Origin of the sequence: Kitasatospora sp. NPDC057692, assembly GCF_042799475.1 — a bacterium.
Classification (GTDB): domain Bacteria; phylum Actinomycetota; class Actinomycetes; order Streptomycetales; family Streptomycetaceae; genus Kitasatospora.
In genome coordinates this window covers 45,923-72,800 of the sequence record NZ_JBHVIV010000044.1, presented here as the reverse complement: position 1 = coordinate 72,800, position 26,878 = coordinate 45,923, and the positions used below count along the sequence as shown (strand labels likewise).

At 72.1% G+C, this 26,878-nt stretch carries 26 protein-coding genes and 2 pseudogenes; 16 read left to right on the top strand and 12 right to left on the bottom strand.

Annotation, left to right across the window (positions count from 1 at the left end; translation table 11 throughout):
• Positions 1-613 precede the first annotated feature (613 nt).
• The 4 genes from ACFVFS_RS23840 (at position 614) to ACFVFS_RS23825 (ending at position 3,649) form a co-directional block, all read left to right on the top strand.
• Complete coding sequence (locus ACFVFS_RS23840; protein ID WP_380626668.1) at positions 614-1,195, top strand: AAA family ATPase; 582 nt, start codon at positions 614-616, stop codon at positions 1,193-1,195.
• A 396-nt stretch (positions 1,196-1,591) separates the two neighbouring features.
• Complete coding sequence (locus ACFVFS_RS23835) at positions 1,592-1,747, top strand: hypothetical protein (RefSeq protein ID WP_380626666.1); 156 nt, start codon at positions 1,592-1,594, stop codon at positions 1,745-1,747.
• 385 nt (positions 1,748-2,132) lie between these two features.
• Positions 2,133-2,471, top strand: coding sequence for an ArsR/SmtB family transcription factor (locus ACFVFS_RS23830; protein WP_380626664.1), 339 nt, complete (start codon positions 2,133-2,135; stop codon positions 2,469-2,471).
• Positions 2,468-3,649, top strand: coding sequence for an MFS transporter (locus ACFVFS_RS23825; protein ID WP_380626662.1), 1,182 nt, complete (start codon positions 2,468-2,470; stop codon positions 3,647-3,649). Before ACFVFS_RS23830 ends, ACFVFS_RS23825 begins: the two co-directional genes overlap by 4 nt.
• A 682-nt stretch (positions 3,650-4,331) precedes the next feature.
• On the opposite strand, the gene ACFVFS_RS23820 is transcribed toward ACFVFS_RS23825, so the two are convergent.
• Entirely contained in the window at positions 4,332-6,602 is a 2,271-nt protein-coding gene (locus tag ACFVFS_RS23820) for a serine/threonine-protein kinase (protein WP_380626660.1), read from the bottom strand.
• A gap of 1,068 nt (positions 6,603-7,670) precedes the next feature.
• Here ACFVFS_RS23820 and ACFVFS_RS23815 point away from each other — a divergent pair.
• Positions 7,671-8,080: pseudogene (locus ACFVFS_RS23815) on the top strand (integrase core domain-containing protein); the annotation flags it as partial.
• Here the strand turns inward: ACFVFS_RS23815 and ACFVFS_RS23810 are convergent.
• On the bottom strand, positions 8,077-8,481 hold the full coding sequence (locus ACFVFS_RS23810) for a RidA family protein (protein WP_148647325.1): 405 nt from the start codon (positions 8,479-8,481) through the stop codon (positions 8,077-8,079). The pseudogene ACFVFS_RS23815 and the gene ACFVFS_RS23810 overlap by 4 nt on opposite strands.
• A gap of 832 nt (positions 8,482-9,313) precedes the next feature.
• Between ACFVFS_RS23810 and ACFVFS_RS23805 the strand changes: the two genes are divergently transcribed.
• From ACFVFS_RS23805 to ACFVFS_RS23785, 5 genes and pseudogenes are all read left to right on the top strand, one after another.
• Complete coding sequence (locus ACFVFS_RS23805; protein WP_380626658.1) at positions 9,314-9,961, top strand: hypothetical protein; 648 nt, start codon at positions 9,314-9,316, stop codon at positions 9,959-9,961.
• 31 nt (positions 9,962-9,992) lie between these two features.
• Positions 9,993-10,634 (top strand): RICIN domain-containing protein, encoded by a 642-nt coding sequence (locus ACFVFS_RS23800; protein WP_380626657.1) that lies wholly within the window; start codon positions 9,993-9,995, stop codon positions 10,632-10,634.
• A gap of 674 nt (positions 10,635-11,308) precedes the next feature.
• The gene (locus tag ACFVFS_RS23795) at positions 11,309-11,650 is read left to right on the top strand and encodes a PadR family transcriptional regulator (protein WP_380626655.1); all 342 of its coding nucleotides are present in this window, start codon (positions 11,309-11,311) and stop codon (positions 11,648-11,650) included.
• Positions 11,647-12,606: a hypothetical protein gene (locus tag ACFVFS_RS23790; protein ID WP_380626653.1), complete on the top strand. Its 960-nt coding sequence runs from the start codon at positions 11,647-11,649 to the stop codon at positions 12,604-12,606. The genes ACFVFS_RS23795 and ACFVFS_RS23790 overlap by 4 nt, the downstream gene beginning before the upstream one ends.
• 343 nt (positions 12,607-12,949) lie before the next feature.
• Positions 12,950-13,297 (top strand): annotated as a pseudogene (locus tag ACFVFS_RS23785) (prepilin peptidase); the annotation flags it as partial.
• A gap of 132 nt (positions 13,298-13,429) precedes the next feature.
• On the opposite strand, the gene ACFVFS_RS23780 reads toward ACFVFS_RS23785, so the two are convergent.
• From ACFVFS_RS23780 to ACFVFS_RS23770, 3 genes are all read right to left on the bottom strand, one after another.
• Positions 13,430-13,945 (bottom strand): hypothetical protein, encoded by a 516-nt coding sequence (locus tag ACFVFS_RS23780; protein WP_380626669.1) that lies wholly within the window; start codon positions 13,943-13,945, stop codon positions 13,430-13,432.
• On the bottom strand, positions 13,930-14,097 hold the full coding sequence (locus ACFVFS_RS23775) for a hypothetical protein (protein WP_380626652.1): 168 nt from the start codon (positions 14,095-14,097) through the stop codon (positions 13,930-13,932). Before ACFVFS_RS23775 ends, ACFVFS_RS23780 begins: the two co-directional genes overlap by 16 nt.
• Positions 14,098-14,409: 312 nt before the next feature.
• Positions 14,410-14,919 (bottom strand): hypothetical protein, encoded by a 510-nt coding sequence (locus ACFVFS_RS23770; RefSeq protein WP_380626650.1) that lies wholly within the window; start codon positions 14,917-14,919, stop codon positions 14,410-14,412.
• 100 nt (positions 14,920-15,019) lie between these two features.
• Between ACFVFS_RS23770 and ACFVFS_RS23765 the strand changes: the two genes are divergently transcribed.
• Positions 15,020-15,514 carry a winged helix-turn-helix transcriptional regulator gene (locus ACFVFS_RS23765; RefSeq protein ID WP_380626648.1) on the top strand — a complete coding sequence of 165 codons (495 nt, stop codon included), beginning with the start codon at positions 15,020-15,022 and terminating at the stop codon, positions 15,512-15,514.
• Between the two features lie 71 nt (positions 15,515-15,585).
• Here ACFVFS_RS23765 and ACFVFS_RS23760 read toward each other — a convergent pair whose 3' ends face one another.
• Entirely contained in the window at positions 15,586-16,533 is a 948-nt protein-coding gene (locus ACFVFS_RS23760; protein ID WP_380626647.1) for a hypothetical protein, read from the bottom strand.
• Positions 16,534-16,779: 246 nt separating this feature from the next.
• On the opposite strand from ACFVFS_RS23760, the gene ACFVFS_RS23755 reads away from it, so the two are divergent.
• Positions 16,780-17,685 carry a hypothetical protein gene (locus ACFVFS_RS23755; RefSeq protein WP_380626645.1) on the top strand — a complete coding sequence of 302 codons (906 nt, stop codon included), beginning with the start codon at positions 16,780-16,782 and terminating at the stop codon, positions 17,683-17,685.
• On the opposite strand, the gene ACFVFS_RS23750 is transcribed toward ACFVFS_RS23755, so the two are convergent.
• On the bottom strand, positions 17,669-19,195 hold the full coding sequence (locus tag ACFVFS_RS23750; RefSeq protein WP_380626644.1) for a hypothetical protein: 1,527 nt from the start codon (positions 19,193-19,195) through the stop codon (positions 17,669-17,671). The two genes, ACFVFS_RS23755 and ACFVFS_RS23750, sit on opposite strands and share 17 nt — an antisense overlap.
• Positions 19,192-20,124, bottom strand: coding sequence for a hypothetical protein (locus ACFVFS_RS23745; RefSeq protein ID WP_380626642.1), 933 nt, complete (start codon positions 20,122-20,124; stop codon positions 19,192-19,194). The genes ACFVFS_RS23750 and ACFVFS_RS23745 overlap by 4 nt, the downstream gene beginning before the upstream one ends.
• 261 nt (positions 20,125-20,385) lie before the next feature.
• On the opposite strand from ACFVFS_RS23745, the gene ACFVFS_RS23740 reads away from it, so the two are divergent.
• A complete protein-coding gene (locus ACFVFS_RS23740) occupies positions 20,386-20,868 on the top strand; it encodes a GNAT family N-acetyltransferase (protein ID WP_380626640.1) in 483 nt (160 codons plus the stop codon).
• A gap of 138 nt (positions 20,869-21,006) precedes the next feature.
• Here the strand turns inward: ACFVFS_RS23740 and ACFVFS_RS23735 are convergent, their stop codons facing one another.
• Both ACFVFS_RS23735 and ACFVFS_RS23730 read right to left on the bottom strand, forming a co-directional pair.
• Entirely contained in the window at positions 21,007-22,539 is a 1,533-nt protein-coding gene (locus ACFVFS_RS23735; protein WP_380626639.1) for a DEAD/DEAH box helicase, read from the bottom strand.
• Between the two features lie 288 nt (positions 22,540-22,827).
• A complete protein-coding gene (locus tag ACFVFS_RS23730; protein ID WP_045694210.1) occupies positions 22,828-23,031 on the bottom strand; it encodes a cold-shock protein in 204 nt (67 codons plus the stop codon).
• Positions 23,032-23,494: 463 nt separating this feature from the next.
• Between ACFVFS_RS23730 and ACFVFS_RS23725 the strand changes: the two genes are divergently transcribed.
• Complete coding sequence (locus tag ACFVFS_RS23725; RefSeq protein ID WP_380626637.1) at positions 23,495-23,722, top strand: hypothetical protein; 228 nt, start codon at positions 23,495-23,497, stop codon at positions 23,720-23,722.
• 325 nt (positions 23,723-24,047) lie between these two features.
• On the opposite strand, the gene ACFVFS_RS23720 is transcribed toward ACFVFS_RS23725, so the two are convergent.
• Positions 24,048-24,710 carry a MerR family transcriptional regulator gene (locus ACFVFS_RS23720; RefSeq protein ID WP_380626635.1) on the bottom strand — a complete coding sequence of 221 codons (663 nt, stop codon included), beginning with the start codon at positions 24,708-24,710 and terminating at the stop codon, positions 24,048-24,050.
• A gap of 101 nt (positions 24,711-24,811) precedes the next feature.
• On the opposite strand from ACFVFS_RS23720, the gene ACFVFS_RS23715 reads away from it, so the two are divergent.
• Together ACFVFS_RS23715 and ACFVFS_RS23710 are read left to right on the top strand one after the other, a co-directional pair.
• A complete protein-coding gene (locus ACFVFS_RS23715; protein ID WP_380626634.1) occupies positions 24,812-25,306 on the top strand; it encodes a DUF4188 domain-containing protein in 495 nt (164 codons plus the stop codon).
• Positions 25,307-25,416: 110 nt separating this feature from the next.
• Positions 25,417-25,848, top strand: a complete 432-nt coding sequence (locus tag ACFVFS_RS23710) for a hypothetical protein (RefSeq protein WP_380626632.1) — start codon at positions 25,417-25,419, stop codon at positions 25,846-25,848.
• A gap of 355 nt (positions 25,849-26,203) precedes the next feature.
• Here ACFVFS_RS23710 and ACFVFS_RS23705 read toward each other — a convergent pair whose 3' ends face one another.
• Entirely contained in the window at positions 26,204-26,797 is a 594-nt protein-coding gene (locus ACFVFS_RS23705; RefSeq protein WP_380626630.1) for a hypothetical protein, read from the bottom strand.
• Positions 26,798-26,878: the final 81 nt, after the last annotated feature.

The window sequence follows — 26,878 nt, the reverse complement described above, 5'->3', positions numbered from 1 at the left end:
GGCCCGCCCCGGGCCCCGGGGGCCGGCGGGCCCGGCACCCCCCCCGGGGCGCCCGGCGGCCCCGGGGGGTACGGGCCCCCCCCCCCCCCCCCCGCGCGCACACCATCAGCCCCGCCCCCGCGCCCCGGGCCGGTCAGCCGCCGCGCGGGCCGGCCCGCGGGGCGCAGCGCCGCGCCGGTAGGCGGTCCGGCCCGGGATGAGGGCGGCGAACCGCCCGCCCCTCGACGCCCGGCCACCGCCCGTCCCGGATCCCGATGCACCGCTTCAAGGCCGGGCCGTGCGACGGGAGACCGCCGGGCGCCTGCCGGATCGCGACGCCGTGCAGCGTTCTGCGCCCGGGTCGGCGGCCGGGACCGCTGCCGCCGGGCGCCGTCCGGCGGTCCGCAACGACCACCGCGGGCCCCGCGCTGCCGCCACTGCCGCCGGACCGGCCGGGGTCCGGGCCCCGTGCGCGGACGACCGCCGGGTGGGCGAGGCCGCCGGTGAACGGCGGCGGTCCTCCTCGGACCGGGCCCGACGGCGGGCGATCGCCGGCGCCCACCTGGTGCCCCTCGTCCGGGCCGGGGGCCGAATTCGACAGCGGTGTGCCGGTCGAACGTGGCACGGTGGCGGTATGAACCCGCCGAACGCCCAGCGCACCACCCGCCCGGAGGGCCAGGTCACCGTGCTGACGGGGCCTCCCGGAGCCGGGAAGAGCACCGTGGCCGCGCTGCTTGCCGATTGCCTCACGCCCAGCGTCCACCTGCACAGCGACGACTTCTGGCACTACATCAGGCAGGGCAGGATCGCGCCCTACCTGCCCGAAGCCCACCGGCAGAACACGGTGGTGCTGCAGGTGCTGGCCTCGGCGGCTTTCGGCTATGCCGGCGGCGGCTACCAGGTCGTCTGCGACGGCATCGTCGGCCCCTGGTTCATCGACCTGTTCCGCACCGCGGCCGGGGAGCAGGGCGTGCCGCTGAGCTACGTCGTCCTTCGCCCGGACCGGGCCACCACGCTGGAACGGGCAACCGGCCGCACCGGTGATGCACTGACCGACCCCGCGCCGATCCGGTCGCTGCACAACCAGTTCAGCGGCCTGGGCGCCTACGAGGACCACGTCCTGGATTCCAGCGATCTGACCGCCGAGGAAACCGCCGACCTCGTCCTGCAAGGAATCGCACGGGGCGCCTACCTCCTCGCCCCCATCGCGACCTGACCGGCTCAGGCGACCCGATCCACAACCCCTGACGGCTGCTCGCGACAACCCCCGCGACAGGCTCCGGCGCCGCCCACGGGGTGCGGTCCTCCACCGAGTGGAGCCCGGCATGCCGCACCCGGCCCTCCCGCCACCGGTCCGCCGCTGGCAACCGATCCGGGTTCGCCGTCACAGGTCAGTAGCCGCGGCGGGCTGCTCGTCGGGCTTCGCCTTCGCCTTCGAGCCGGCCCTGGAAGGTGGCTGTGGCGCAGCGACGGGCGGCCAGGGCGACGACGACCGCACTGCAGCGGGCAGGCGGCGCGGCGCAGCGAGCGGTGGCGGGCGAACAACGGCGGCGCGGGTGGCCGCACACGGCAACGGTGGACGGCGGCCCGGAAGCCGCCCCGCCGTAGGGCGGTGGCCCGTCCTCACATCGAGATCGCGGAGGAGGCCGTCGGCCGGATCCGGTCCGCGCTCGCCGCGGTCGTCGGCCGGATCAGGGGCCTGGCCGACGAGTTCGCCGCGCTGGGGGGACACACGTCGCTGTCAGCGCGGTGCAGCGGTGTCGGTTGAGCCACCGGCGCCAGGGGCTGTGGGGCCTGGTCGACCGCCGCACCACCGGGCCGGTCGGCCGCACCGGGCGATCGGGCGCGCGACGAGAGGGGCGTCGCAGCGGTGCTGGAGGCGCTGCGACGGCAGCGCGGCCGCTCCAAGGGCACGGTGAAGGGGTTGGTGCGGCTCACCCGCCAGGTTCTGGACGAGCGGCACGGGAGCGGGGTGGTGCGGGCCCCTCCCGGGGAGGGCGGCCTCCACTCTGGCCGGGCTGCGCGGCCGGATCCGCGCCGACTCCGGCCGCTTCGTCCCCGACGGTCCGGAGGGGTGGGCGGCCGACTTGATCGTTCGAGAATTCCCGCACTATTATCGTGCGGAAATAGTCGAACGATTGAAGGTGGTGCCGATGTCGCCGTCACGGGTGTACGAGCATCCCGAGGTTGACGAGATCGCGATCCCGCGGGTGCTCTTCGCGCTGAGCGAGCCGCTGCGGCTGTCGATGGTGCGGGTGCTCGCGGAGCGCGGCGAGGTGGACAGCATCGAACTGGGGCCGGACCTGCCGCGGTCGACGCTCACGCACCACACCTCCCTGCTGCGCGAGTCCGGGGTGGTGTTCGTCCGAGCCGAAGGGCGCAAGTGCATGATCCGGCTGCGCCAGGACGACCTGGAGAGGCGATTCCCGGGCCTGATCGGCACGGTCCTCAACGGGTACCAGGAGGCCGCTCCCGCCGAGGAGGACGCGTGATCCGCCGCGTCTGGCCCCTTGTCACGGCCGCGATCGCGCTGGGTGTCGACGCCTACGTCCTCGCCGGAGTGCTGCCCTCGATCGCCGACTCGCTCACCACGACGGTCGCGGCGGCCGGCCTGGGCGTGACGGGCTTCACCGCGGCGTACGCCCTGGCCGGGCCGTCGCTGTCGGGCACGCTGGTCCGCGGGAGTACCGCCAGGGCGCTGCTGATCGCGCTGGGGGTGTTCAATCTCGGCAATCTCATCACCGCGCTCGCGCCGGGGATCGAGGTCTTCCTCGTCTCGCGGGTGATCGCGGGCGCCGGTGCCGGTGTGCTCACCGCGGTGGCGACCGCGGCCGCCGCCGCGATGGCCGCCGACCACGAACGAGGGCGCGCCATGGCCATGGTGACCTTCGGACTGTCCACCGGGACGGTCGCCGGAGTGCCGGTCGGGATGGCCATCGGCGACCGGCTGAACTGGCGATGGACGATGGGCCTGGTCGTCGCGGTCGGCCTCCTCGGCATGGCAGCACTGGCCGCCAAGGCGCGCACGATCCCCCCGCTACCGGCTTCGCGCGGTCCCGCCTTCGCGGTGCTGAAGTCGTCGAGGACCCTCACCGGGATCGCTGCCGCGTTCCTCCTCGGCGCGGCCAGCCTCGGGCTCTACACCTACCTGCTGCCCATGGCCGAGGCCCGGGGACTCCAGGGCTGGGGCTTCGAACTGGTGTGGGCCTGGGGCATCGGCGGCGTCGCCGGCTCCGCCCTCGTCGGCAGGTCCCTGGACGCCTACGGGCCCCGGGCGCTGCTCATCGTCCTGCCCGCCGCGCTGCTCGGGAGCTTCGCCGCCCTGTGGGTCCTCACCTCCCCGGCCGTGTGGCTCGTCGCGGCGGCGTGCTGGGGAGCGGCGGGATGGGCCGGCGTCCCCACCCTGCAGCAGGCCCTGACCGGGGACCGGCCCGAACACGCGATGCCGGTCGTCGCGTTCCAGATGGCCGCGATGTACCTCGGCTCCGCCGCGGGCGCCGCCACGGGCAGCGGCCTGCTCGCCGGCCACGTCGATCCGGGCGACCTGCCCGCCTGGGCGATGGTGCCCGCGGCTGCGGCCCTGCTCCTCGCCGGGCGGCTCGGCATCGCCGGGCTCCGGCCCCCTGCTCGGCGCCGCATCCCGCACCTCGCCTGCGAGGCCGCGGACTGAGACCTGTCCGACTCCCCCGCCCTGCGGCCCGCCCCACGGCGCCGGAGCGCCCGGACCGGCCCAGGCGCTCCGGCCCGGGCGCTCCGGCCCGGGAGCGGCCGCCCCGGCGCAGGCAGGGGGTCGGGTGTCCGACGAGGTGCGGGACGCAGTGCCGCAGAGCGCGTCGGCACAGAGATACCCGTTACGAGCCGCCGGCGGTCCGGGTCCGGGTCCGGGTCCGGGTCCGGGCGGTGCTGGACGGTGATGCCCAGGGCGGCGCCGAGCAGGGCCGCCGCAACGGTGCCGGCCGGGAGCGCGGCCGCAGCCGACTGCGGGCAGCTGCGGGCGGCAAGGAAGGCCTCCCTGTGCCCGGTCAGTTCTGCGCCGCGGCGCAGACGGTGGCAGGTGGGGGCTGGGATGTGCGGTTCCCTGAGGACTGCTCGGCCCCGAACCGGGCGAGGTCACCGGCGCGGGCCGCGGCATGGGGCAATGCCATCTCGACCTCGAAGTCGCGGAGGACCCGGCCCCTGCTACGGCCCCGGAGCGGCTTCGTGCGGTGCTGTCCGAGCTGGGCGTCGCGGACTGTGCGAGCTTGAACGTCAGTAAGTGATCAGGCCGCGGGGCGCGCTCGCCTGCCCCAGCGGATGCCCGCGTGGCCTACCCCGTGGTCGTGGCGGACCTGGTGCGCCGGACGCGAGAATCGTCACCCGGTCCGCCCGGAGGAAGCCGTCCGGCTGCTTTTGACCACATTCTTCGCGGCCCACCGACCGCCCTGGCCGGTCACATTCCACTTGCCCCTGTCAGCATCCTCGACCGCCAACCAGACCCCGCTTTCTTGTGCCACGGCCGCAGGAGGCGAGCCAGCGGCCACCGGGGGCACACCGACCGGCGCCTCGAACAGGTCCTGCCTGCGACTCCACTTGCCGCGGGCGTCCGCAAGGCTCGTCACCTGGAGGTGCCGGCTGCCGGGGGCGACGGCGAAGACGCTGACACCGGCACCGTTCACGAGCACGGTCGGTGTCCCCTCGGAAGTGATCCCGCAGGCCGCCGTCAGGTCCACGCTGCTCGGCTCCCCGGCCATCCCTCCCGGTGCTCTGTCCAGGCGCGCCACCCACAGGTGGTCCTCCTTACCCACGGTGAACAGAAAGTTGGCCCCTTGGTAGGCCGCCACCACCGGTGCTGTCCCGGCCGCAGGTTTGCGCACCGTGTCAGGGAGCGGTTTGCTGGACCATTCGCCGCCCCCGGGCCCGCTGTTCCACTCCCAGAGGCCGCCGCCGGTGTCCACCGTGTAGATCCAGGTCGTCTTGGTCTTCGGGTCGTAGATCGCCGCCGGCGACACTCCAGGGTCGACCGTCGGCCCGGTGCCGGCCTCGACCAGGTCTGCGGACAGCCAGCGTTTCGGGGCGTCGTTCAGGTACGCCTCCTTCAGGCGCTTGTGGTCCTGATCGACGGTGAAGATGCTGATGCTCCCGTCGCGCACCACCACCGCAGGTGTGCTCCTCGACAGCGGACCGTTGGACCACTCGGTGAAGTCGAACACATTCCAACTCGCGCCGATCTTCTCCATCGCGGCCTCAATGAGGTGCCCATTGCCGTCCACCAGGTACACCCGGGTAATCCCGTTGTGCAGGACAGCGACCGGCTGCGTCCCCGGCTTGACGGACTCGACGAGCGCCTTTCCGTCGTCCTTCCGGAGGGTGTCCCCGGGCCCCCACCGCGAGGCATTGGTGTCGTAGTAGAACTCCTTCAGGGAGCCTCCCCCCACCCCCGAGAAGACGCTGATGCGCTCCGGGCGCCCTACTGCGGAGCCGGCCTGCGTACCGGCCGCGGCCTGCTGCACGTCCACCTGCGGCTGCGCCGTGGCGGCCACGGGCAGGCAATCGGCGGGCACGGTGGTGGTGGCAGGGGCGGCGATGACCGGAGAATCGTCAGAGGTGCCGCTCTCACGGACCAAGGCCCAGGACAGCCCCGCAGCGGCCACTGCCACCGCGGTGGCGATCGCGATCAACGACCTCCGGCGGCGCCTCGCCGTTCCCGGCCGGGCGGAGCCGGGGACAGTCTCACCGTCGGGGACAGTGGGCGGGTGCGCCGCGACCTCACCGACGGGCACCACCGACCGGCCCTCCACCGGACGGTAAGCCGCCCCCTGCCCGACCCCGTCCCCGAGGAAGGCCAGCGCCCGCACCGCGTCCGGCCGCGCCTCCGGCGCCTTGGCCAGCAGAGCGGCGAGCAGCGGCGCCAGCCGCCCGGCCCGAAGCGGCGGGGGAGCCTCTCCCAGCGCGATCGCGGCCATGATGGCCACCGCCGTGTCGCGCCGGAACGGCGACATCCCCTCCAGCATCTCGTACAGCGTCGCCCCCAGGCCGAACACATCGACGGCCGGGGTGTCCCGGCCTCCGTCGAACCGCTCGGGCGCGACGTACTCCAACGAGCCGACGATGGAGCCGGTGGCCGTCAGCTTGGTGTCGGCGTGGTTCTTCGCGATACCGAAGTCGGTGAGCAGCACGGTGCCGTCATCCGCGAGCATGATGTTCGAGGGCTTGACGTCCCGGTGGATGATCCCGATTCGGTGCGCCGCCGCGAGCGCGCGCAGCACGCCTCCGGCGACCGCGGCCGCCTCCTCCACCGGCAGCACCCTGCGGCTGCGCAGCTCCTGGGCCAGGGAGCGGCCGTGAACCAGGCGCATCACCGTCCACGGGCCTCCGTCCTCGGTGACCACGTCGTGCACGGCGACGATGTTCGGGTGGTCGCGCAGGGCGGCCGCGTGCCGCGCCTCCGCGATCGCGCGGGCGACGGCCTCCTCGTGCCCGCCCTCGGAGCCGCCCTCATCGAGCTGCAGTTCCTTGATCGCCACATCGATGTTCAGCACCTCGTCCCGGGCGACCCACACCTGCCCCATGCCCCCGGCCCCCAGCGGGCGGACGAGCCGGTACCTCCCGCCGACAAGTCGACCCGGCACGGAAAGCGGCCCCATGCATTGCCCCCTAAGGGAGTTGATGAAACATCAGTTGGGCCGGAAGCCTACAGAACGTACCCGGGGGTAGCCTCCGGAACGGCGCTCGGCACCATCAACGTCCGAAACGACACGCGGCCCCCGGATGAGCGGGAGCAGGCGCGTCGGCGGTGTCGGAGGAGAAGGCGGGCATCGCATCTGGCCCCGCGGGTAGGGGCAGGCAGGTAGGGGCGGGTAGGGCCAGACCGCTATCACGGGTGGTAGTGCGTTGGCCCTGCCGGAAGGGCCAACGGGAGCGGCCCGGGCGGATGCCCGGGCCGTCGCAGCTCTCGCCGGCTACGCGCTGATGCCGAGGTTGGCGAGCCGGCCTTCGTAGCGGCGACTCCATCGACTACGCGCATGAACCGAGCATCCCGCAGGATCCGGCGCGGTCCGCAGCCCTGGTCAGGATCTGATGGCAGAAGCCTGGCGTCGGTCAAGATCACCTGTCAATCGGCCACGATGACCTGCCAGAGGACAGCCGGCTGTCCCGTCTCACCGAAGTTTTCGGCCGGGCCGGCCGTCGTCAACGAGCAGTTCCATCGCCCAGTGGAGGAAGCTCCAGCAGTCGCAGTACTCGTAGGTGGGCTGGCCGGTCTCGACAAAGACCCTGGCCGGGCGGGGTCACGCAGTCCCGGGCTACGGTCGCATGTGCCACGAACGGGCCGCCTCGGCGCGAGCCAATTCGGTGTCGTACTGACTCGCGTCAAAGTGGAACTCCGGCAGGCAGAGGGTAGGGATCGGCGTCGCATGGAGACTCCCGGGGCATCTCCCAGTCCGACCACTGCACGATCTCCCCAGACCGTTGCACGACCACGGTCAGGAAGCCACAGCAGCCGCCGGTGCACTCCGGTTCCCCCAGTTCCAGGCGGCGCGCCTCATCGGTCACCCGAAGAGGACCGGGGCGGTCGGCCGGCAGGACATCGGCCGCGTAAGGTCCGCCGCCGCCTTCGCACGCCGTCCCTCCGACCGTGCCCCCGCCCGCGACGCCCGCCCGTCCGCACGGAGCGGCGCATCGTGAAGGTCCGCGTCCTGCGCCGCTGGGGACCGGCCCGCCTCGCCTTCAGCGAGATCCTGCCCGACGAACGCAAGGAGACCGCCGCCGCGTCCTGGCACCGGGCGAACGCGTTCTTCGCCCGGGCCGGGATCACCGTCCAACGCGTGATGACCGACAACGGCGCCTGCTACAAGTCGTTCGCCTGGCGTGATGCCCTCGCCGTCGAGGGCATCACGCCAAACGCATCCGCCCCTACCGGCCGCAGACCAACGGCAAGGTCGAACGCTTCAACCGCACCCTGATCGACGAATGGGCCTACGCCAGGCCCTACCGAACCGAGCGGGAACGCCGAGACGCCTACCCCGGCTGGCTCCACACCTGCAATCACCACCGCGGACACACCACACTCGCAGGCAAGCCACTCGCCAGCCGCGTCCCCAACCTGACGGGTCAGTACAGCTAGGGCTTCACATCAAGACGGACAAGGGCACCGATTTCCACGAGCTGGTCCGGCAGCGCCAAGTCCGATATGCCCATGACCGTGCTGGTGGGCCGGTGCTCCCCGAAGTAGTCGGCGTGGAGGCGTGCTGCCGCTTCGAAGTTCTCCCGCAGATTCCTCACCAGGACCGTGGTTTCCACGATCTGGCTCCGTTCAGCCCCGAACTGCCTCAGTACCAGGTCAAGGTTCTCCAGCGTGGTGCGAACCTGCAGTTCGAAGTCGCCGGCCCCCACGAAGTCTCCGTTCCGGTCATGGGACAACTGGCCTGACACGTATACGGTCTCACCTACCTGAACGGCCTGGCTGTAGCCGTACAGCGATTCCCACGGCATGCCGAACCCGAATGCCTTCACCTGAGAACTCATGAACCACTCCTTCGATACAGAACACGGTACTGCCAGTTGCAGACCGGCACCTTTCGGAAAGAAATTACAGGCCCTCCGGAACCTTAATTTCCCGACCGCGAACTCGAATTATTCTCCGCGCGCACAGACGGGGCCGTGAACGCGGCCAAGCCCTCGTCGGCACACACCCGCACCCGAACCGGCCCGGCCATCGTGCTGGTGGTCACCGCCGGGCCCAGGCCGGGCAAGCGGGCTCGTGCCAGGTGGTGCGGACGACCACCCCGCCCGGGGTCAGGTGCTCGTTCGACAGTTCCGGCAGCTCCAGAAGAGTCCGCACGGAGCGACGACCGCCAAGCAGTTGTTCATGCTGTACGCGGCCGCCACGCCCCAGGTGTGGGAGTCCAATGCCCGGCACGGTGACGACAGTGCGCAGCGCAGGGCCGCGATCAAGGACCGGCCTTGACACTCCGGCGATCCGTCAGAACCGGCTTCGGCGCACAACCGGCCGGGCGGGCGGCAGCCGGTCCGCGCAGGTCCGCAGGGTTCATTCGCTTCGGCATTGCCTGGTTCGAGGTCAGCGCGAGCGTGCCGCCGGCCACCCGTCGGGAAGCGGTGGCCGACTCCCAGGTATCTGGGATTGTGAGCGCACATTTGACGCGAGCATGATTTCTTCGGCATGAACGCCGAGGCATCTCCGGCCCAGTAGGCATAGTGCTCGCCGGAGAACCCGCCCGCCCCGAAGCCGTCACAGCTGCTGGTCCCGCCCATGATCCACGGTGCCCCGCTCCAGCGTGGCTCGGTGACGTGGATGCGTTTGACCCCGCGTGCCCCTCTCGGCCCTTAGGAGTTCGCAGTGATCCGCCTCGCTTGCCGCCGAAGCGCCGCAGCGCCCGTCGCCGTGGCGCTCTCCGCACTCGTCTCGTTCGGCGCGCTCGGCGCCGGGACCGCCCAGGCGACCCCGATTCCGAGGCCCCCGACGACCACGTGCAATCCCAGCGTCGAACCCACCTGGGTGGACATCATGTCCTACCGGGTCGACCCGGTCATCACCGACTACCTGTCCCTGTACATCGCCGACGGAACGACCGGCCAGCGCACCGAGTCGCTGATCAACACGGACTCGGTCACCACTACGGTCAACCACAGCACCGAGATCGGCGCAAGCCTCTCCCCCTTCTTCGTCAAGGTGGAGGCCAAGGTCGGCTTCTCCGTCATGAAGACCACGTCGAGCACGAAGACGACCCAGGTCACCACGACGTGGAACTTCAACAAGCCCGGCCTGTACGGCATCTACCGGGGCACCCGCAAGGTGGAGGGCGAGTGGGTCAAGTACCTCTGCGCCGAGACCAGCCCCACCACCGGCGTGTGGATCAACGCGCTCAGCGGCGGTTTCGGCACGTTCACCACTTTCGAGCCCCCGCAGATCGGCACCGTCTCGTGCACGACCCAGGAGCCCGCCGGCACGTTGCGTCGGGCCGCCCAGATACGACTGGGCTGCTGACCAGGTCGTGGAACCCACCGAGGAGGAGAACATGACCAGCGGCACCGCACACCCCGCCCGCCGATCCGCCGGACGCTTCCCGTCGACCGGACGCGCAACGGCCCGGGCCGCTCGGGCGGCCGTCGCCACCGCCGCTGCGGTGGTTCTGCTCGCGACGCCGGCAGTGGCCGACACCGGGACCGGAGCCGGCCCGGCCGGAGGGGCCCAGCGCCTTGCCGGCCATGACTGGAAGGGCTGGACCTGCGACGGGTACTACCGGATCGACACACCCACCGCGGACATGGTCCTGGAGTACGACGTCAACAGCACCAACAAGGCAGTGCTTCAACGGAAGTGGACGGGCGCCGACACCCAGAAATGGGAGGTCTGCCAGTGGCCCGGCGCGCCGGAGACCGCCGACTACATCCTGAAGTCCAAGATAGGCGGCGATTGCGTCACCCTCTGGGGGAGCTACCAGGCGGAGGGCTACTGGTTCTCCGTCGCCGGCTGCGACAGCTACCTCGGACAGAACCAGAAGTTCTGGATCTCCCGGGACCCCGGATCCGGCAAGGTGATGTTCCAGGTGCTGCACAGCGGATTGTGGATGGCGATCCAGGGTCCGTTCGCGGGACAGGACTCGCACGTCGCCCAGTACCAGAACCGCGCAACCGCTTTCTCCTACCGCTACGTCTGACCGGCAGCACCTGCCCGCATCGGTACCAGCGGCTCCGACCCGCGCCCCTGGTACCACCCCCGCCGCAGCGGTCTCGGGGGTGGCGCCAGGACGGAGCGTCCAAGCCGTCCCCGTCGTGGCGAGCCCCGGCCTGCCGGCACCGCTCGGTCGTGCTCCAGGAAGCGACGCGCCGCGGCGGCCACCTCCGGGTTCGGCGCGTCGGGTTCGGCCTTGAGCGCGGGCCCGGATGACGGACGACCACGACACACCACCCACCTACCCCGCCACGCGGCGGCGGGGTAGGTGAGGTCCTCGCCCCCCGGACCCAGGCGCCCTCGGCCGTGGGGATCGGGGCACGGGGGCGCCTGCGGCCCCACCGGTCGGGTAGCCGCACACAGCGCCACCGCGTGCACGTCCACCTCCTCGGTGCCGGAGTTGTGCGCCAGCATCGTTACCTGCCCCGGGGGTCCCGCGATGTAAGGGGCCGAACCCACGCCGCCATGACCGTCGCAGCCGAAGCCAGCACTGGACCAACGGCGCCTCACGGCGCAAACAAGAGCTGACGCGTAGCGGCAGGATCGGCCGTGCTTGTCCCCGATCCCACCCCCCAGACGCGGTGGAGGCCCTGCTCCTGGCGCGCGCTCCGGGGCGGCTGTCGAACGCGATATATCGATGCTCGATATATGCTCGCGGGTGTGACGAGACAAAAGCCGCTCTTGACGGAACCGCAGTACTTCATCCTTGCCGCGCTCGTGGACGGGCCCCTGTACGGCTACGGCATCATCAAGGCCGCCGAGCAGGCCTCAAACGGCCGACTCAGGCTCGCTGTCGGCACCCTCTACGGTGCGCTGGAGCGGATGGAGCGGTCCGGGCTGGTGGCCACCGACCGCGAGGAGATCGTGGACGGCCGGGCACGGCGGTACTACCGGCTCACCGAGGACGGTGCCGACACGCTCCACCGGGAGGCGCTGCGCATGGAGCAGGCAGCGGCCGTCGTCATCGGGCGCTCGCGGATAGCAGGGGTCACCAGGGCATGAACCGTCTGCTGCTTGCCGCCTACCCCAGGGCATACCGCTCCCGGCAGGGGGAGGAACTGCTGGCCACTCTGGCCGAGGCGTACCCCGGCCGTTCCTGGCCCCCGCTGCGGGAGGCGGTCGCGCTGGTGCGCGGAGGGGTGCAGACCCGTGCCCGTGCCGCCGCCGACGACCCGGCCCGTCCGTGGTGGCTGGACGGCGCCCATCTGGCCGCCCTCGTACTCGCCGCCCTGGCACTTGTGCCGTACCTGCAAGACGTGTGGGACTGGGCACTGCGCATCGATCCCAGCGGGCACGCCATCGGCTTCCGGTTCGCCGGCTGGTACCCGTGGGCACAAGGCCCCGGCACGCAGACACGGATCCTGCCCTACGGCCTGCTCCCGCTGGCCTGCCTGGTCGCCCTACTGCGCGGCAACCCGTGGATCGCGCTGCCGGCTTCGGCCACCATGATCTACGCCGGTGCCACGGTCGGCAGCTCAACGATCTTCGGTGACGAGGGCCGGGTAGGCCCGGGCTACTACGGGCTGGCCGCCCCGATCCGGGCCCACGACCTGGTGCTCCCTGGCGCCCTGCTCCTGACCTGCGCAGTCCTGACGGTCTGCCGTCCCGGCCGGCTGCGCCGCCGCTCGTACGGCTGGCTCGTACCGGTGGCGCTCGCCATGGCCGTCGCCGGAGGCCTGCACATCACTTCAGGCGATCCGTGGTTCCAGCGCGGCCAGCTCGCTCTCGAAGTCGCTGCGCTGGCCGTCGCATGGGTAGCCACAGCCGCCACGGGTGACTACCGGTGGCTGATCCCCGTCGCCGCGTTCGCCATCGTCCGCACGCAGGCGGTCGTCCTCCAGCCGGACTGGCTCATGGAGTCCCTGCCGAGCCTGGCCGTCCTCCTCGGCCTGATCATGCCCCTCCCAGCCCTGGCAATCGCCGCACAGCGCCGGCACAACGGCACGCCCCACGGGTAGCACGACTCCGCAACCGGACGGCCCCGGCCAGTCCGGGGAGAGGAGACGCGGCCGGACCGTTGCCCCACGGAAAGAGAAAGCATTGACTCAGCAAGATCGCCCGAGCCTGTCGACAATCCGGCCAGACGTCCCCGGACGGGCCCCTGGCCCTTCCCGGACGATACGGCCGTCCGTCCGGGCTCCAGCACTGCTGTTCCTCCTCGGTTTCACTGCGGTCTACGTGATCGCTGTCGCCACCAGGTTCGGGCAACTGGCGGAGAACTCGCTGATCAAGGGATATGCCGATAGCGCGTGGGTCTTCCAGTGGACCGGTCCATCTGACGGATGGGGCCCGCCACTGCTGATGCACGACTCGGCCATGCCGACCCTAGCCGCGGGCACGGTCCTGATCGCGGCCGTCGCCCTGGTGCGGCGGTGCCGGTGGCACGGCTGCGCGGCGATCAGCGTTGTGGTGGCCACGGTCGGAGGCACGGAGGCGTTCCGGGCCGTCCTGCCCCGTCCAGACCTGGCAGGAGCTACGGACGGACTCACCGGGGCGAGCTTCCCCAGTGGTCACGTGGCCATCGCTGCCGGCCTGACCCTCGGCGCCGCGCTCGTCGCCTCTCCGCGTATGCGCCCCTACGTCGCGGCTGCCGGAATGCTGTGGCTCGCCTTCACCGCTGCCGCCGTCCAAGCCCTCTACTGGCACCGGCCCAGCGACGCGCTGGGAGCCACGCTCCTGGCCTGCGCCTGCTACAGCCTCGCGGCCCGACTGCTGCCGCCCACCGCCGCGGTGGGCCCCGAGCGACGCCCTCGTGCACTGCCGGCCACGGCCCTCGCCCTGTCAGCGGCCGGCGCGCTCGCCGCCGGTGCGCGGGAGGACTCCGCCACACGCCCGCTGGCCTTCGCCACTGCGGCACTCCTGTGCTCGGCCCTGGTCTGGATCGCCGTAGCGGACCGCGGCGGGCGGCGCGCAGCGTGACCGGCGCCCGCGGGCGGCGCTGCGGCCTGGTTGTGCCCGGCCCGCGCCGACCGACCGGCGGTCAGGTGCCAGGAGCCGCACGACGTTGCCAGCAGCACCAGGCCGGCCCCCGGCGTCGTTCAGGCGCTCGGTGAGTACGGCGCCGGCCAGGGCGAGCCGGGTGATCTGGTGACGGAGTTCGAGGATCTCGGCGTTCTTGTCGGCGACGGTGTCCGGGATCCGGGCGGTCTCGGCGGCCGAGAAGCGCCCGTAGAACTCGTTCTTCAGGTCGGCGTGGCGCTTCATCAGGGCCATGTGGTGATCGCTGGCTTCGACCGCGAGGGCGGCGGCGGGGCTGCCGTCGTAGGCCGTGGCCCGGCCGGTCAGGAGCCGGTCCAAACCGTGGGCACGTGGCGGATCTCCACCAGCCGCCACCAGCGCACGTCCCGGCTCGCGCCGGGCAGCGCCATCAGCTCCCTCGGCGCCCGCTCGGCATCGCCCGGCGCGGGCTCGGGGCGCGCTGGGCGGGAGAAGGGGACGACGGCGGTCACACCTCCGGACTATCACCACCCAACTGCTCGACTACCCATTCGAAGGGCGCTGCACGGCAGGTCACGCCGCAGACCCTTGCCGAGGTTCACGGCGGGCAGGACGTCGGACGTTCTGCCCGCCGTGAACCTCGGCTTGGACTTCTGGTTCGAGGAATGGCCCTCACACCGTCGGGCAGCTGGGGTTGACGACTGCGGCGCGGCTGGAGGTCTGGGCGGACCTGCCAGGCCGAGTGTCACCGCCGACACCGCACCCGCCTGCCAGGACTGCCAGACGGTGCGGCTTCTCGCTCGTGTCGATCCCGGCGACCGTGGTCAGCGTGAGGTCTCCGGGATCCGGGTGTGCTCGACGCGGCTGGCGGCGATGCGTTCGGCGGCGAGCTTCGCCGCCTTTTCGGCGCTGTCGCCGGTCAGCCGGCTGATGATGCGTCGCAGCGGCCTGATCTCACCGAACGATCCCCAGTGACCTTCGGGGATCTCGGTGGGGAACACCCAGATTCGCCCGGGGTCGCGCGGCCACGCACCGGCCTCGGCGTCCAGGATCGCTTCGGCGACCTCGCGGACGATGCCGGCGCGCTTCCCGGAGTCCAGTTGGCCCTCCGGGACGGAGGGGACCACCTTGTAGTGAGGCGCTTCCGCGGGCGCGCCACCGACGTAGACGGCGGCCGGGCGGTGCAGGAACACCCAGGAGGCCGAGCGTGTGGTCGGGTCGGTGGGGTCGAAGCCCTCGTGGCGGATGAGGATCTCGGTGATCTGATTCATCAAGGCCGCCTCCCGGTCGACGGGGAAGGTGCCCTCGGGGATGTACACGTCCAGCATCGGCATGGCGCCAAGGCCTCCTTAGTTTATCTTTTAAACCCAGGTGGTGCCGGATCGTAGTCCCGCTGAATTGAGATTGTCAATCCAGCTGGGTAGGGTGGACCACATGCGGGAGACACGACGGATAGACCCTGTCAACTGCTCGGTGGCGCGCGCGCTGTCGGTGGTCGGGGAGCGCTGGTCGCTGCTGATCATCCGGGAGGCCATCGACGGCGCGACCCGGTTCAGCGACTTCCGCAGCCGCCTCGGCATCGCCAGCAACCTGCTCGCCGCCCGGCTCGACGGCCTGGTCGAGGCCGGTGTGCTCGAACGCCTCCCCTATCAGGAACCGGGCGCGCGACAGCGCTACGAGTACCGGCTCACCCCGCGTGGCCTCGACCTGCGGCCGACACTGGTGGCGTTGCTGGAGTGGGGCGACAAGTACCTCGCCGACCCCGAGGGGCCGTCGGTGGTGGTGCGCCATCGTGCGGCCGAGGACGGCGAGCGCTGCGACGAACCGGTGCGCGTCATTCTGGAGTGCGCTGCCGGCCACGCACACCTCCCGTCGTCGGAGATCGTGCGTACGCCGGGGCCAGGAGCTCGCTTCGTGGAGCCGGCCTGAGCCTCCGTCCTCGGGTCAAGGCGCTGCCGACCTCGAACCGGCGATCCGGCGAACCGGACCGGACCGAGGCTTCAAGCCCGGCGGATCGCCCCGGAGGAGAAGTACTGCACCAGGACGGCGGCGAGATGGACCGCGGCCTTCGCCTCGGCCTGCGTCTCCTTGCGGGTGGGCCGCTGCTTGCCGTGGCGGCTGGTCTGGCCGTCCCACAGCTGCTTCATCATCCGGCGCACCATCTCGACGCCCTCCTGCGGATCGGCGCCCTCGATGTCGAAGACCAGCTTGTGCGCGATCTTCGGCATCTCGCCGAGCATCGTGCCGAGCGTCGCCCGGTCGCGCTTGGGGTCCAGGGTGGCGTGCGCGGCGGACTCCACCGCCTTGATCGCCTCGCTGTACGCCTTCACCGGGTCCGGGACGAGGGCGTACGCCTGGGTGATCGCCTCGGTCAGGTGCTCCGAGGCCGACCCCCGCTCCGGCCGGTCCGCACTCTCGGCTGCGGCCAGCAACGTGCGCGCGACCGCCGGGTCGATCCGCGCGACGAGGGCCCGGCCGTCGGAGCGGACCGTGTAGCGCGAGCGCGCGTCGTCCAGCAGCTGCTGCAGCGGCCTGCGGCTCACCGCCCCCTGCTGGGCGGCCACCCTGCCCACCCCGGCCATCAGCGACATCAGCACACCCGGCTTCGGCGCGTCCCCGGCCGGGGCGGCCGGCAGGGCGGCCACGACGGCCGGCACCGGGACCGGCAACAGATCCAGCAGGGCGTCGACCACCTCCAGCAACCGCCCCGCCGGCGCCCAGTAGGCGAGGCGGTGCGGGTAGTCGATGTCGGGCTCGTCGGAGCCGTCCTCAGAGTCCAGGACCAGGTCGCAGCGGATCGCGACCCTGCGCCACACCTCCCCGCCATGGCGCAGCACGGCGGAGTGGATCCACTCCCGTAGCGGCGTCTCCAGGGCTGCGGGGACGTCCTCGCGCAGGGGAGCGGCGGCGCCGTCGCGGTAGGGCAGTGGGGTCCACGGAATCGTCACCCCATCACCGTAGAGGGTCAACCCCTCGCGCGGCACGGACAATTGGCACCGGCCCGCAGGGGGCGGCTGTCCGTGGTCAGCCTGCGGAGTTCTGCTCGGGCTGCCAGCGGTCGGTGAGCTCCTTCCTCCAGCCCTCGGGCATGCGATCTCGCCAGGAGAAGGCGTCATGGCGCCCATAGGCCGCAGGTGGTACTGAGCGACGACAATTCGCGTGACCTCCGGGTGAGGCCGTGCAAGCATCGGCGGGTGATCGACGATGACGAGCTGTCTGCCGCCGACCTGATCGGGAAGCGGCTGCTGAAGGTGACCACGGCCTGGCATCACTACGCGGCCGACGATCCGTCGCTGCTGCACCTGTGGCTTCACCTGGAGGGTCTGGGCCCGGTGCTGTTCCACGCACCCTCGACCGGTGTGTCTCTGCGTCCCGACCCGCCGCACGTACCGTACTCGATGGAGGAGCACGGAAGCGTCTCCGTGATCGACGGCGAGGCGTCGAGGCTCTGGAGCAGCTGGGACGACGGAACCGACGGCGGCCGGATCGAACTCACCGACTTCCTCGCCGCGGCCGGCCTGCGGCTGACCCCGGACGCCGACGTCCACACCACACCGCACCACACCACCGATCGACCTGAAGGCCTGAGAACGATGGTCACGCACCCCGGTCGCGACTATGCGGTCACCGCGATGTACTCCGTGCCCGACGACGCCTGGTACCTCGAACTGGAGCTCGTCCGGGAACAACGGGCCGTGGTGACCGCGGTCATCCCCGACGAGGATCCGGCACGCGAGCCGACGGTGTGCTTCGATCCCCGCGGACGGCACCTGGACATCCCGTACGAGGTCATGCGCTGGTTCATGGACCAGGTCGCGGACGAGATCCGGACGTCCCGCGCCTGGATGCGGCTGAGGCCCGAACTGGTGGAGGTCATCCACCACTTGCGCCAGGAGTATTCGGGCGCGATCGATGACGCCGACTTTCCCGACGTCCTCGCGGAGCTGCGCGTCGCTGTCCCCGAGGCCGATCTCCCCGCTGTCCTTGCGGCCGCATTCGGGCTGAACGCCGATGGCGCCCCGATGGACGGCACGCAGGTGTTCCAGCTCGTCACTGCGGGACGCCGCGGAACGGGCGGGCCGCTCACCAGTTCGGGTTGAGGCGCAGCACGGCCTCGTCGTCCGCCATCCAGCGGTCGAAGTCGGCCTGGGTCGTGAAGACGGGCCTGCCGCCGACCTCGCCGGTCAGGCCGGCAAGGGAGGTGAGTGCTCCGACCGGATCTCCCGTCGCCAGTTCCCGCTCGACGGAGGCGAGTTGGGGCATGACGACGGCGCCTGCGGGCGTCGCCCGGGCGCCGTCCAGCGCGTCGAGGGCGGTCCTGAGGAGTCCCGCGGTCGCGGCCGCGGTGAGGAGTTCTCGCTCCAGGAGGTCGACGCCGACGGCCAGGGCGTCATCGTCAGAAGCGCCGCGGCCCTCGTCGTCCCCGCCATCCGCGCGGGCCGCGACCAAGGCGGCCTGGAGCCCCTGGACGATCAGCACGGCGACGGCCTGACCGACGAGCCCGCCGACCAGCGCCCCGACGACGGGCACGGGCACGACCGCCTGCACCGCCGCGCCGCAGCCCCAGCCGAGCGCGGTGGTCAGGGTCGCCTCGCAGCTGCGTTCGGCGAACCGCGCCGCATCGATCCGCCCGCGGGCGAGGTCCAGCCCCGCCTCCGCGACGGCGTAGGCCGCGCCGACGGTGGCGGAGGCGAGTTCGCCGCCGCCGAGAACCGCCGGGAGGCGGCCGGCCTTGGCGGCGGTGCGCACCAGCGAGCTCAGGGAGGCCGCGCTTCCCGAGCGAACCGCTGCCCGGGCGGCGGCGGCCGATGCGGTGAGCGCCGCACAGGCCGCGGAGGTCTCGCCGGCGCGGACGCGGGCGGCCTGCGTCGCGGCGCTCGTGACGGCGCCGATCAGGCCGCCGACCGCGGCCGCCGCGACTCCGGCGGCGGCGGCCTCGCCGCCCGCCGCCCGGGCGGTCCGGTTCCGGGCCCAGCGCACGGGGTCGCGGGCGGCGCGGTGGGCGTCCGCGAGGTCGACCGGGGTGCTGCGTACACCGCCGTGGTCGAGGTGGTCCGTCAGGTGGGCGCGGGCGTCCGCGAAGTCCGCGTACCGCACGCCGCCGGGGTCCATGGCCAGCCGGCGGTCCAGCAGGTCCTCGACCGCCACCGCCCGGTCGGCGGCCACCAGACGCGTCATCCCCGCGTAGTGCGGCCGGGACAGCTGGGCGGCGGTGCCGGCGACACCGTCCATCAGCTTGGCCTGCGCCTCGCCGACGACGGCCCCGCCGACGACGAACTGCAGATCGGCCGCCGCTGTCGGAGAACCGCCGACCGCCCACTCGGTGACCCGGGCCCGGACCGCGGAGCCGGCCATGACGGCCCGCTGGTTGAAGGACAGTTCGTGCATCACCTCGAAGAGGTGGCCCGCGCGCTGGGCGTTGCCGATGTTCGCGTAGCGCTCGGCCAGCCGGCGCACCGTCTCCTGTGTCCGCAGCGTCTCGGCGGTCGCCGCCGCCCACCGCCGAGTGGCCGCGTCGGCCAGGGCCCAGGCGGCCAGGTCGGCGCCGTTCGGGATCGCCCGGCGCCACACCCGGCCGGGCTCCGAGCGCTCGGAGCCCTCGGGACTCACGCGACGGTGTCCATCGCCCGCAGCCGGGCCGCGGCGTCCGCGACGACCCGCCCCGACTGCTCGGTCAGCCGCCCGTCCGCGTCGGTGATCGGGCAACTCATCACCATGGCCGCGAGGGCCGCCAGGTCCACCATCGCCGCGACCTCGGCCCGCCGGCGGGCGTCGTACCGGGCGTAGTCGTCGCACCCCTCGACCAGCGCGGTGAAGGACGGCAGCCGGCGCAGCAGCGCGAACCGCAGGTCCCGCAGGACGCGCCGCATCTCCATGCTGCGCTCGTGCACCGCGGAGGCCGCCTCCTCGGCCTCGGCCAGCTCCGCCTCGGCCCGGTCCAGCTCCCGCGCCGCCTCCTGCTGGCCGCGCCTGAGCCGGCGGCTCTGCCACTCCCCGACGGCGGCCAGCGAGAGGACCACCGGGGCCGCGACGACCAGGGTCAGCACCGTCGTCCCGGCCGCCACCCCGCCGCCGCCCGCGGCCAGCGAGCCGCCCCCCAGCCAGGCGAGCGTGGCACTGGTGGCCGCCGCTCCGGACAGACCCGAGATCGCCGTACCGGTGGAGGCGGTGGCGAAGGCGCCCACGGCGAGAAAGGTGCCCATCCCGACGCCGTAGCCGGTGGCCGCACCGCCGGCCAGCGCGCCGACGAGGGCCTTCACCGCGCCCTCGCGCAGCAGCCGCAGCTCGACATCCACCCCGCCACCCGCCGTCCACGCCGGGATCGCGGCCAACTCGGCCAGCTCCACCCGCTTGAGACGTCGGAAGGCATCGCAGAAGGGGACGAGGGCGTCGTCGTAGAGCCGCCGGCGCGCCTCCTGCTGGCCGGTGTTCTCCGCGGCGGCCCGCTGGTCGAGCTCCTCCTTCCAGTCGCACAGGCGCGCATACCGGCGCCCGTTCGTCTTCGCGAGCCTGGCGGCCTCGACGATCGCGATGGCCATGGTCCCCCCTCTGACACCTGGTCTGCGGTGCCCGGTCCGAAAATCGTAGTGCCCCGGCGGGCAGCGTTCGGACCGTCCCCGGACGGGGGACTCAAAAAGGTCTGCGCCCGACGGTGGCGCTCGGTAGCCTGCTGTGCATGCAATGCTTCGCCTCCCGGCGCATGCGCCGCTGAGGGCTCACTCGCCGCCCGCCTTCGCCGCGAGCGAGCCCGTCGATGCCTGTTCTCCGGTTGTCGACCTCCTCAGCGAGAGGCGCACTTCATGATCATTCGCAGCTTCGAGCCGCGTGACCTTCCGCAGCTGACCCAGCTCACCATCGAGACCTTCGGGCCGTTCTACGAGGACTCCTTCCGCCCCCTGGTCGGCGAGCTCGTCTTCACCCGGCAGCACGGCCAGTGGCGCGAGGACTACCGCGCGCTCCTCGCCGCACTGCACACCCCGGAGCACAACAAGCACGTCGCGGTCGCGGACCTCGACGGAGAGATCGCGGGCTACGTGGGCTGGGAGATCGACCGTGCCCGCGAGCGGGGGACCATCAGCATCCTCGCCGTTGGCGCCCACCACCGGCGTAACCACCTGGCAACCGATCTGTGTGAGCACGCCTTCGGCCACATGCGTGCCCACGGAGCCGTGTACGCCGAAATCGGAACCGGCGGCGACGAGTTCCATACCCCGGCACGAGCGCTGTACGAGAGTCTCGGGTGCATCAAGCTGCCCGTGGCCGTGTACTTTCGCGAGCTGTAGCCCCGTCAACCGGGACGCCGCAGTCGCGCTCGCCCATGCTGCGGGGAGAATCCGAGGCGGTGCACGGGGCGGGTGGCGAGGTGCGTCGTTTCCCACGCGGACCTCGCCGGGCCGGCCATGTGCCGACCCCGCCAGGCGCTACGCGGCGGGGGCGGTGCGCCCCGGTGCCCGGCGGCGGGTGGAGGATCCGCGCTCGTCCCGGCCGGAGGCCGTCCTGGTGTCACCGCCCGGGTGAGCGGGACGGCCGCGCCGGCCGCGGTCGGCCGAGGCGTTGCGGCGCGGGCGCTCGACGGCGGGGGCGGCGATCACGACGGGCACCCCGGTGGGCACCCGAGCACCCGTGATGCGGGCGAGTTCCTCGCCGCCGGCGAGGACCTTGGTGGTGACGGGGGTGATCCCGGCCGAGGTCATCAAGCGGGCCGCCGCGCGGCGCTGGCTGGGCAGCACCAGCGTGACGACGGTTCCCGACGCGCCGGCCCGGGCGGTGCGCCCGCCGCGGTGCAGGTAGTCCTTGTGGTCGGTGGGCGGATCGAGGTTGACGACCAGGTCGAGGCCGTCGACGTGGATGCCGCGGGCGGCGACGTTGGTGGCGATCAGCGCGGTCACCTCGCCGGTGCGGAACTGCTCCAGGGTGCCGGTGCGCTCCGGCTGGGACTTGCCTCCGTGCAGGGCCGCGGCCTTGACGCCCTTCGCGAGGAGGTCGTCGACCAGGCGGTCCGCTCCGCTCTTGGTGTCGATGAACATGATCACCCGGCCGTCGCGGGCGGCGATGTGGGCGACCGTGGCGTTCTTGTCGTAGTTGTGCACCTGCAGCACGTGGTGCTCCATGGTGCTGACCGCCGCCGCGGACGGGTCCACCGAGTGCGTGACCGGGTCCTTCAGGAAGCGCCGGACCAGGCGGTCGACGTTGCGGTCCAGGGTGGCGGAGAACAGCATCGTCTGCCCGCCGTCGGCGACCTGGTCGAGCATCTCGGTGACCTGCGGCAGGAAGCCCATGTCGGCCATCTGGTCGGCCTCGTCCAGGACGGTGATGCCGACCCGGTCCAGCCGGCAGCCACCGCGCCGGATCAGATCCTTGAGCCGGCCCGGGGTGGCCACCACGACCTCGGCCCCGCGGTTCAGCATCCACGCCTGGCGGCCGATCGGCGTCCCGCCCACCACGGTGGCCGTCCGCAGGCGCACCGCATGGGCGTAGGGGGTGAGGGCTTCGGTGACCTGCTGTGCGAGCTCGCGGGTGGGCACCAGCACCAGGGCCAGCGGGCGCCCCGGATCGGCCCGCCGGCCGGCGGTGCGGGCCAGCACTGCGAGGCCGAACGCGAGGGTCTTGCCGGAGCCGGTCCGGCCCCGGCCCAGCACGTCACGGCCGGCCAGCGAGCTGGGCAGGGTCGCGGCCTGGATCGGGAACGGAGCGGTGACGCCCTTGCGGGCCAGCAGCGACAGCAGCGCCTTCGGCAGGTCCAGTTCGTCGAAGGCCTCGACGGGTGGCACCACGGGGGTCGTGCTCACCGGCATCGCGAACTCGTCCGGGACGGAGGGGCCACGCGAAGGACCCCGGCCCTGGCTCCGACCGCCGGAGCGCCGGCCGTCGGCCTGACCCGACGCGCGGGAGGAGGAACCGTCCCCGGAACAGGGTTCGGTTCTCCGGTACGAGGATCGACTGGAGGGGTTCATGCGGGGAGACCTTCCTTCGGGCGGCGCGTCACGGGGAAGGCTCTGCGGCGCGGGGCCGGAGGAGACCGCAAGGGAACGGGCCGGAGATGCGGCGGGCGGAACATGGACGGCGGACCCGTGGGACGCCTCGTCCGTGGGCGGCGCCTGGTCGGTGACGGCCACCGGCGGTCGGGGTCGTCGGCCTGGCCGGGGTGCTTCGACGGCGCCCGAAGACGCCGAAGGGCCCGCACCGGGCAACATGTCTCGGTGCGGGCCCTCGCTGCCGGGCGGGTGCCGGAGCAGAAAAAACTACAGCGGGCGAATGTTCTCCGCCTGCGGGCCCTTCTGGCCCTGCGTGACGTCGAACTCGACCTTCTGGCCCTCGAGCAGCTCACGGAAGCCGTTGGCGTTGATGTTCGAGTAGTGGGCGAAGACGTCCGGGCCGCCACCCTCCTGCTCGATGAAGCCGAAGCCCTTCTCCGAGTTGAACCACTTCACAGTGCCATTAGCCATCAAAATCTCCTTCATGGGCTGTCCGAAACCCGCGGAGCGCGGGCCTCGAGTCGCCGCGATGAGCACCCACCCGGGCAAAGAGCCGGGAAACAAAAATGCGCCTGCAAAACATCAGCAGGCGCACACAAAGTTCATGGGAACCACTACTGCAACTAATAACGACTGTAGCAGGCCCTGGCCGCCAACGGGTGGAAATTTCGCTCCGGGCTTCGGAGGAGCCGTCCACGAGGCCGCAACGTCCCGCTGCCGGACCCTCCCGCCCCTCCTGCGCCCCAGCTCAGTCGAGGTTCCCATCCCGAGCCGTCCGCCGCCGGGCCCTCCCGGCGGTCCCGGCCAGGAGCGGCACAGCACGCCACGGGGCGCAGGTCCGGAACGTGCCGCAGGACACACGGATTTCGACGCCGCCGACTTCAACTCTCCGGATGGTTCCGCTGCCGCGCCTTCCGGCGCATACTGGCCGGAAATGACGAAATATGCAGCAGCCCGCCGCCACATGCCCACCAGCCCCTTCCAAGCGCGGCCCGAAGCGCCGCGCAAGCACTTCGCCCCCGGCGACCGCGTCACCCACGACAGGTACGGCCTCGGCCGGGTCGTCAGCGTCGAGGAGACCGGCGACGCCGCCGTACACGTCGACTTCGGATCACACGAGGAACGCATCGTCCAGCCGTACCACGCCATGTACAAGCTCTGACCCCCGACCCGGGTGCCCACCAGGCTCGCGCACAACCGAGCGGCAGGGGTACCCGGTCGGCCGGTTCACCGGGACGGGCCAGGATCCGCTGCCAGGTGCCGGCGCTGTTCCGCCGCCACGAACAGGCGGCAGGACCAGCTCCACAGGCCGTCGTCGACGGACGCACCTCGCGACGGCACGCCGGTCCGGACACGGAATCGCGCGCCTTCGTCGGACACGGCTCCTCGCCGAACCGGCGGAGGACAGCAGACTCGGCAACACCGTCGCCATTCCCACCTGCGACCACGACGGTGTCGGACCCCCGCCGTGGGACGGCCGGCGCCGCTTACGCGGTCGACCGGCCGGTGGCGCGGGTTCCGTGGCGCAGGGCGCTCTCCCGCGCATGGGCGAGGCGGCGCAGGCTCAGCAGGACGGGCTCGTAGAGCACGGTGAGGGCCACGGCCGCCTCGATCTGCTCCGACGGGCCCTCGCACTCCTGGATCATGTCCAGGTCGTGCGCCGCCAACCGGGTGGCCTGTTGAGCGTACGGCAGCAGATGGTCGAGGTCGTGCGGGTAGCCGAGGGCGGCCAGTGCGGCCAGCGCGGCGACGAGCGCGCGGTAGGGCCCCGATGAGGCCTCTGCGCAGTCCTCCCAGCCCAGCGAGTCGAGCAGGAGGTCGGCCTCGCGGCGGGCGGCGGCGGTGGCCCGGTCGTCCTGGTCGGGCCGGGTCAGGCCGGGGGGCAGTGCGCCGACGGCCACACCGAGGCGGTCGTTCTGGTCGAGGTTCTCGTCGTCGATGGCGGTCAGGACCTCGCGGGCCGTCGCGATCGGCATCCGGCCGATCTGGATCAGCGCCCGCACCAGCCGCAGTCGGCGCAGGTGCTCCTCGCCGTAGTCGGCCTGCTTGGCGCTCACCAGCACGCCGGGCGGCAGGAGTTGCTCCCTCAGGTAGTACTTGATCGTCGCGGTCGGGAGTCCGCTGCGTTCACTCAGTTCCGCGAGTCGCATCCACTTGCGCCCTTCATAAAGATAGTGCCAATATCCTACAAGGATAGTCCAGCTACCCATCAAGCGCGCCCGAACACGGCTCGCCGAGGAGGCACTTCGTCATGGCAGCAACACTGAACCGGGGCCGGACCACCGCCGATCACGAGGGCCCAGTGGTGGTGTTCCACATCGGGATGCGAATCAACCGGTTCCGTGCGCTGCGCAGCTGGTGGCCGGCCTCGGCCGCGATGCCGCGGATGCTCAGGGAACTCGCCGAGGATCCGCACAGCGGACTGCTCGGCTACCGGATGCGACTGGGCCTGCCCCGGGTGATCGAGTTGGTCCAGTACTGGGAGTCTCCGGAGAAGCTGCTCGCCTACGCCGCCGACCAGGACCGCGAGCACCGGCCGGCCTGGGCGGCCTTCAACCGCCTGGCCCGCGAAGGCGGGGGGAACGTCGGCATCTGGCACGAGACCTTCGTGGTGCCGGCCGGCTCCCACGAGTCGATATACGTCGACATGCCGACCTACGGCCTGGCCGAGGCGACGGGTACGGTCCCGGTGGAACGGCGCGGCACGACGGCCCGTGAGCGCATGGGGCATCCGGCGACGCCGTGAGGATGCGGGTCCGTGGCCGTCGACAGCCGGGCGGGCATGGGCGACGTCGACTACTACCGTTGGACCGAGCAGCTGAAGAGCCGGGCTGTGGTGAAGGAGAAGTGAGTGCTGTGCCTGCCGAACCGTACGTGACCGACCGGCGTCAGTTCAGCCTGGTCGACTACCGGCACGGCCACACGCATGCCGTGATCCGCGGCTTCCCGCCCATGGACGACGACGAGGGTCCTTCGCACCGGGTCCTCGACCTGTTCTTCGCGGGCGTCGAGCGCATCTCGTGCTGGAAGGACATGGGCCCGGTCCAGGTCCGCCGCGCCGACGACAGCGAACGCGCCGACCTCGAACGCCGGATCGGCGCGATCGGGACGGGCGGAGAGGTCTTCTTCCTGGAACCGGACTCGGTCGAGAGCTACGTCGTCGCGATGCGGCTCTACTGGGCCGAGTTCGACCTGCCCTACGGGGCGGTGAGCCCGTTCGCTTCCGGTGATCCGGAGTACCGGGAGGCCAACCCCGCTGTCGGCGGTGTGGTCAAACACTCCGGCTGACCCGTACGGAACCGTCCCCGCTGATCCGCCGACTCGAAGAGCGGTCCGTCGGGCCGACCGGGGCGCGCGCCCTCCGGTCGTCGGATGTCGAGGAGGCCGGTGCCGGTGAGGACCGCGGTGTGCGCCGCGCAGCCGGCCCGAAGCCGGCGCCCTGCTCGCGCGCGGCGCACTCGCACTGCCGGTCGGGTCCCGGCGGAACCCGACCGGCACCCGCCCGACGCCGGCCCACCGCTCCACAGTGCCCCTCGGAGCCTGAGACGTCCCGGCGAGAAGACCACCCGCGCGCCGGGCAGGGCACCGGTTCAGCGAGTGGGGCGGACCGGCGGGCCATCGCTGCGGCCGGAGGCCGCGGCCATCAGCAGGGCTTGACCGTCCAGACCGGCCACCAGTTCCCCCGGTTGTCGGAGCTGTAGGCGGGCGGGGTCGTGTAGATCAGCTTGCCGTTCTTGTCGTACATGCGTGCCTGACGCCCCTTGTGCTGGTTGTTGGACCAGGACCCGTGGTGGGTGGCGAAGTCGACCGGGTACGTGCCGCACTTGTACCACTGCACCTCGGTGCCCTGGAAGTCGTCCTTCTCGTAGGCGCAGAACCAGCCGTTGTACATCGGCTGGCCGGGGTCGAGGCAGTGGTCGACGGCGGCCGCCTTGGTGCCGCCCAGGCTGCGCGGGTTCGCTTCGCCCGGGATGGCGACGAGCACCTCACCACCGTCGAATTCGATCTTGTTGGGCGCCACCTGCTTGGCGCCCGGCAGGTTGAGGTAGCGGGCGGACTCGGCCTTCAGCGCGGCGCTCTGGGCCTGGGTCAGCTGGCCGCCGCCCGCCTGGGCGGCGAACGCCTGGGGCGCTCCCCCGCCGACGGCGAGCAGGAAGACTCCCGCGGCCGCGACCGCCGAGAACCTCCCCCGCGACGACCCCGCCGACCTTCGGACGCCCCCGTGGCGTACGGACATGACTGCTCCTCCCCCGGGCGGCCGGGGTCCCCGGCCGGGACCCTTCGCATCGGCGCGCCCTGTCGGTTGCAGGCACAACCC

Bases quoted from the DNA above. Each gene is read 5' to 3' on its own strand.
- ACFVFS_RS23730 (WP_045694210.1), bottom strand. From the start codon at position 23,031: ATGGCTAATGGCACTGTGAAGTGGTTCAACTCGGAGAAGGGCTTCGGC.
- ACFVFS_RS23790 (WP_380626653.1), top strand. From the start codon at position 11,647: ATGAACCGTCTGCTGCTTGCCGCCTACCCCAGGGCATACCGCTCCCGG.
- ACFVFS_RS23820 (WP_380626660.1), bottom strand. From the start codon at position 6,602: ATGGGGCCGCTTTCCGTGCCGGGTCGACTTGTCGGCGGGAGGTACCGG.
- ACFVFS_RS23725 (WP_380626637.1), top strand. From the start codon at position 23,495: ATGACGAAATATGCAGCAGCCCGCCGCCACATGCCCACCAGCCCCTTC.
- ACFVFS_RS23810 (WP_148647325.1), bottom strand. From the start codon at position 8,481: ATGAGTTCTCAGGTGAAGGCATTCGGGTTCGGCATGCCGTGGGAATCG.
- ACFVFS_RS23745 (WP_380626642.1), bottom strand. From the start codon at position 20,124: ATGGCCATCGCGATCGTCGAGGCCGCCAGGCTCGCGAAGACGAACGGG.
- ACFVFS_RS23840 (WP_380626668.1), top strand. From the start codon at position 614: ATGAACCCGCCGAACGCCCAGCGCACCACCCGCCCGGAGGGCCAGGTC.
- ACFVFS_RS23830 (WP_380626664.1), top strand. From the start codon at position 2,133: ATGTCGCCGTCACGGGTGTACGAGCATCCCGAGGTTGACGAGATCGCG.
- ACFVFS_RS23715 (WP_380626634.1), top strand. From the start codon at position 24,812: ATGGCAGCAACACTGAACCGGGGCCGGACCACCGCCGATCACGAGGGC.
- ACFVFS_RS23735 (WP_380626639.1), bottom strand. From the start codon at position 22,539: ATGAACCCCTCCAGTCGATCCTCGTACCGGAGAACCGAACCCTGTTCC.
- ACFVFS_RS23770 (WP_380626650.1), bottom strand. From the start codon at position 14,919: ATGCCGATGCTGGACGTGTACATCCCCGAGGGCACCTTCCCCGTCGAC.
- ACFVFS_RS23765 (WP_380626648.1), top strand. From the start codon at position 15,020: ATGCGGGAGACACGACGGATAGACCCTGTCAACTGCTCGGTGGCGCGC.
- ACFVFS_RS23720 (WP_380626635.1), bottom strand. From the start codon at position 24,710: ATGCGACTCGCGGAACTGAGTGAACGCAGCGGACTCCCGACCGCGACG.
- ACFVFS_RS23740 (WP_380626640.1), top strand. From the start codon at position 20,386: ATGATCATTCGCAGCTTCGAGCCGCGTGACCTTCCGCAGCTGACCCAG.
- ACFVFS_RS23800 (WP_380626657.1), top strand. From the start codon at position 9,993: ATGACCAGCGGCACCGCACACCCCGCCCGCCGATCCGCCGGACGCTTC.
- ACFVFS_RS23705 (WP_380626630.1), bottom strand. From the start codon at position 26,797: ATGTCCGTACGCCACGGGGGCGTCCGAAGGTCGGCGGGGTCGTCGCGG.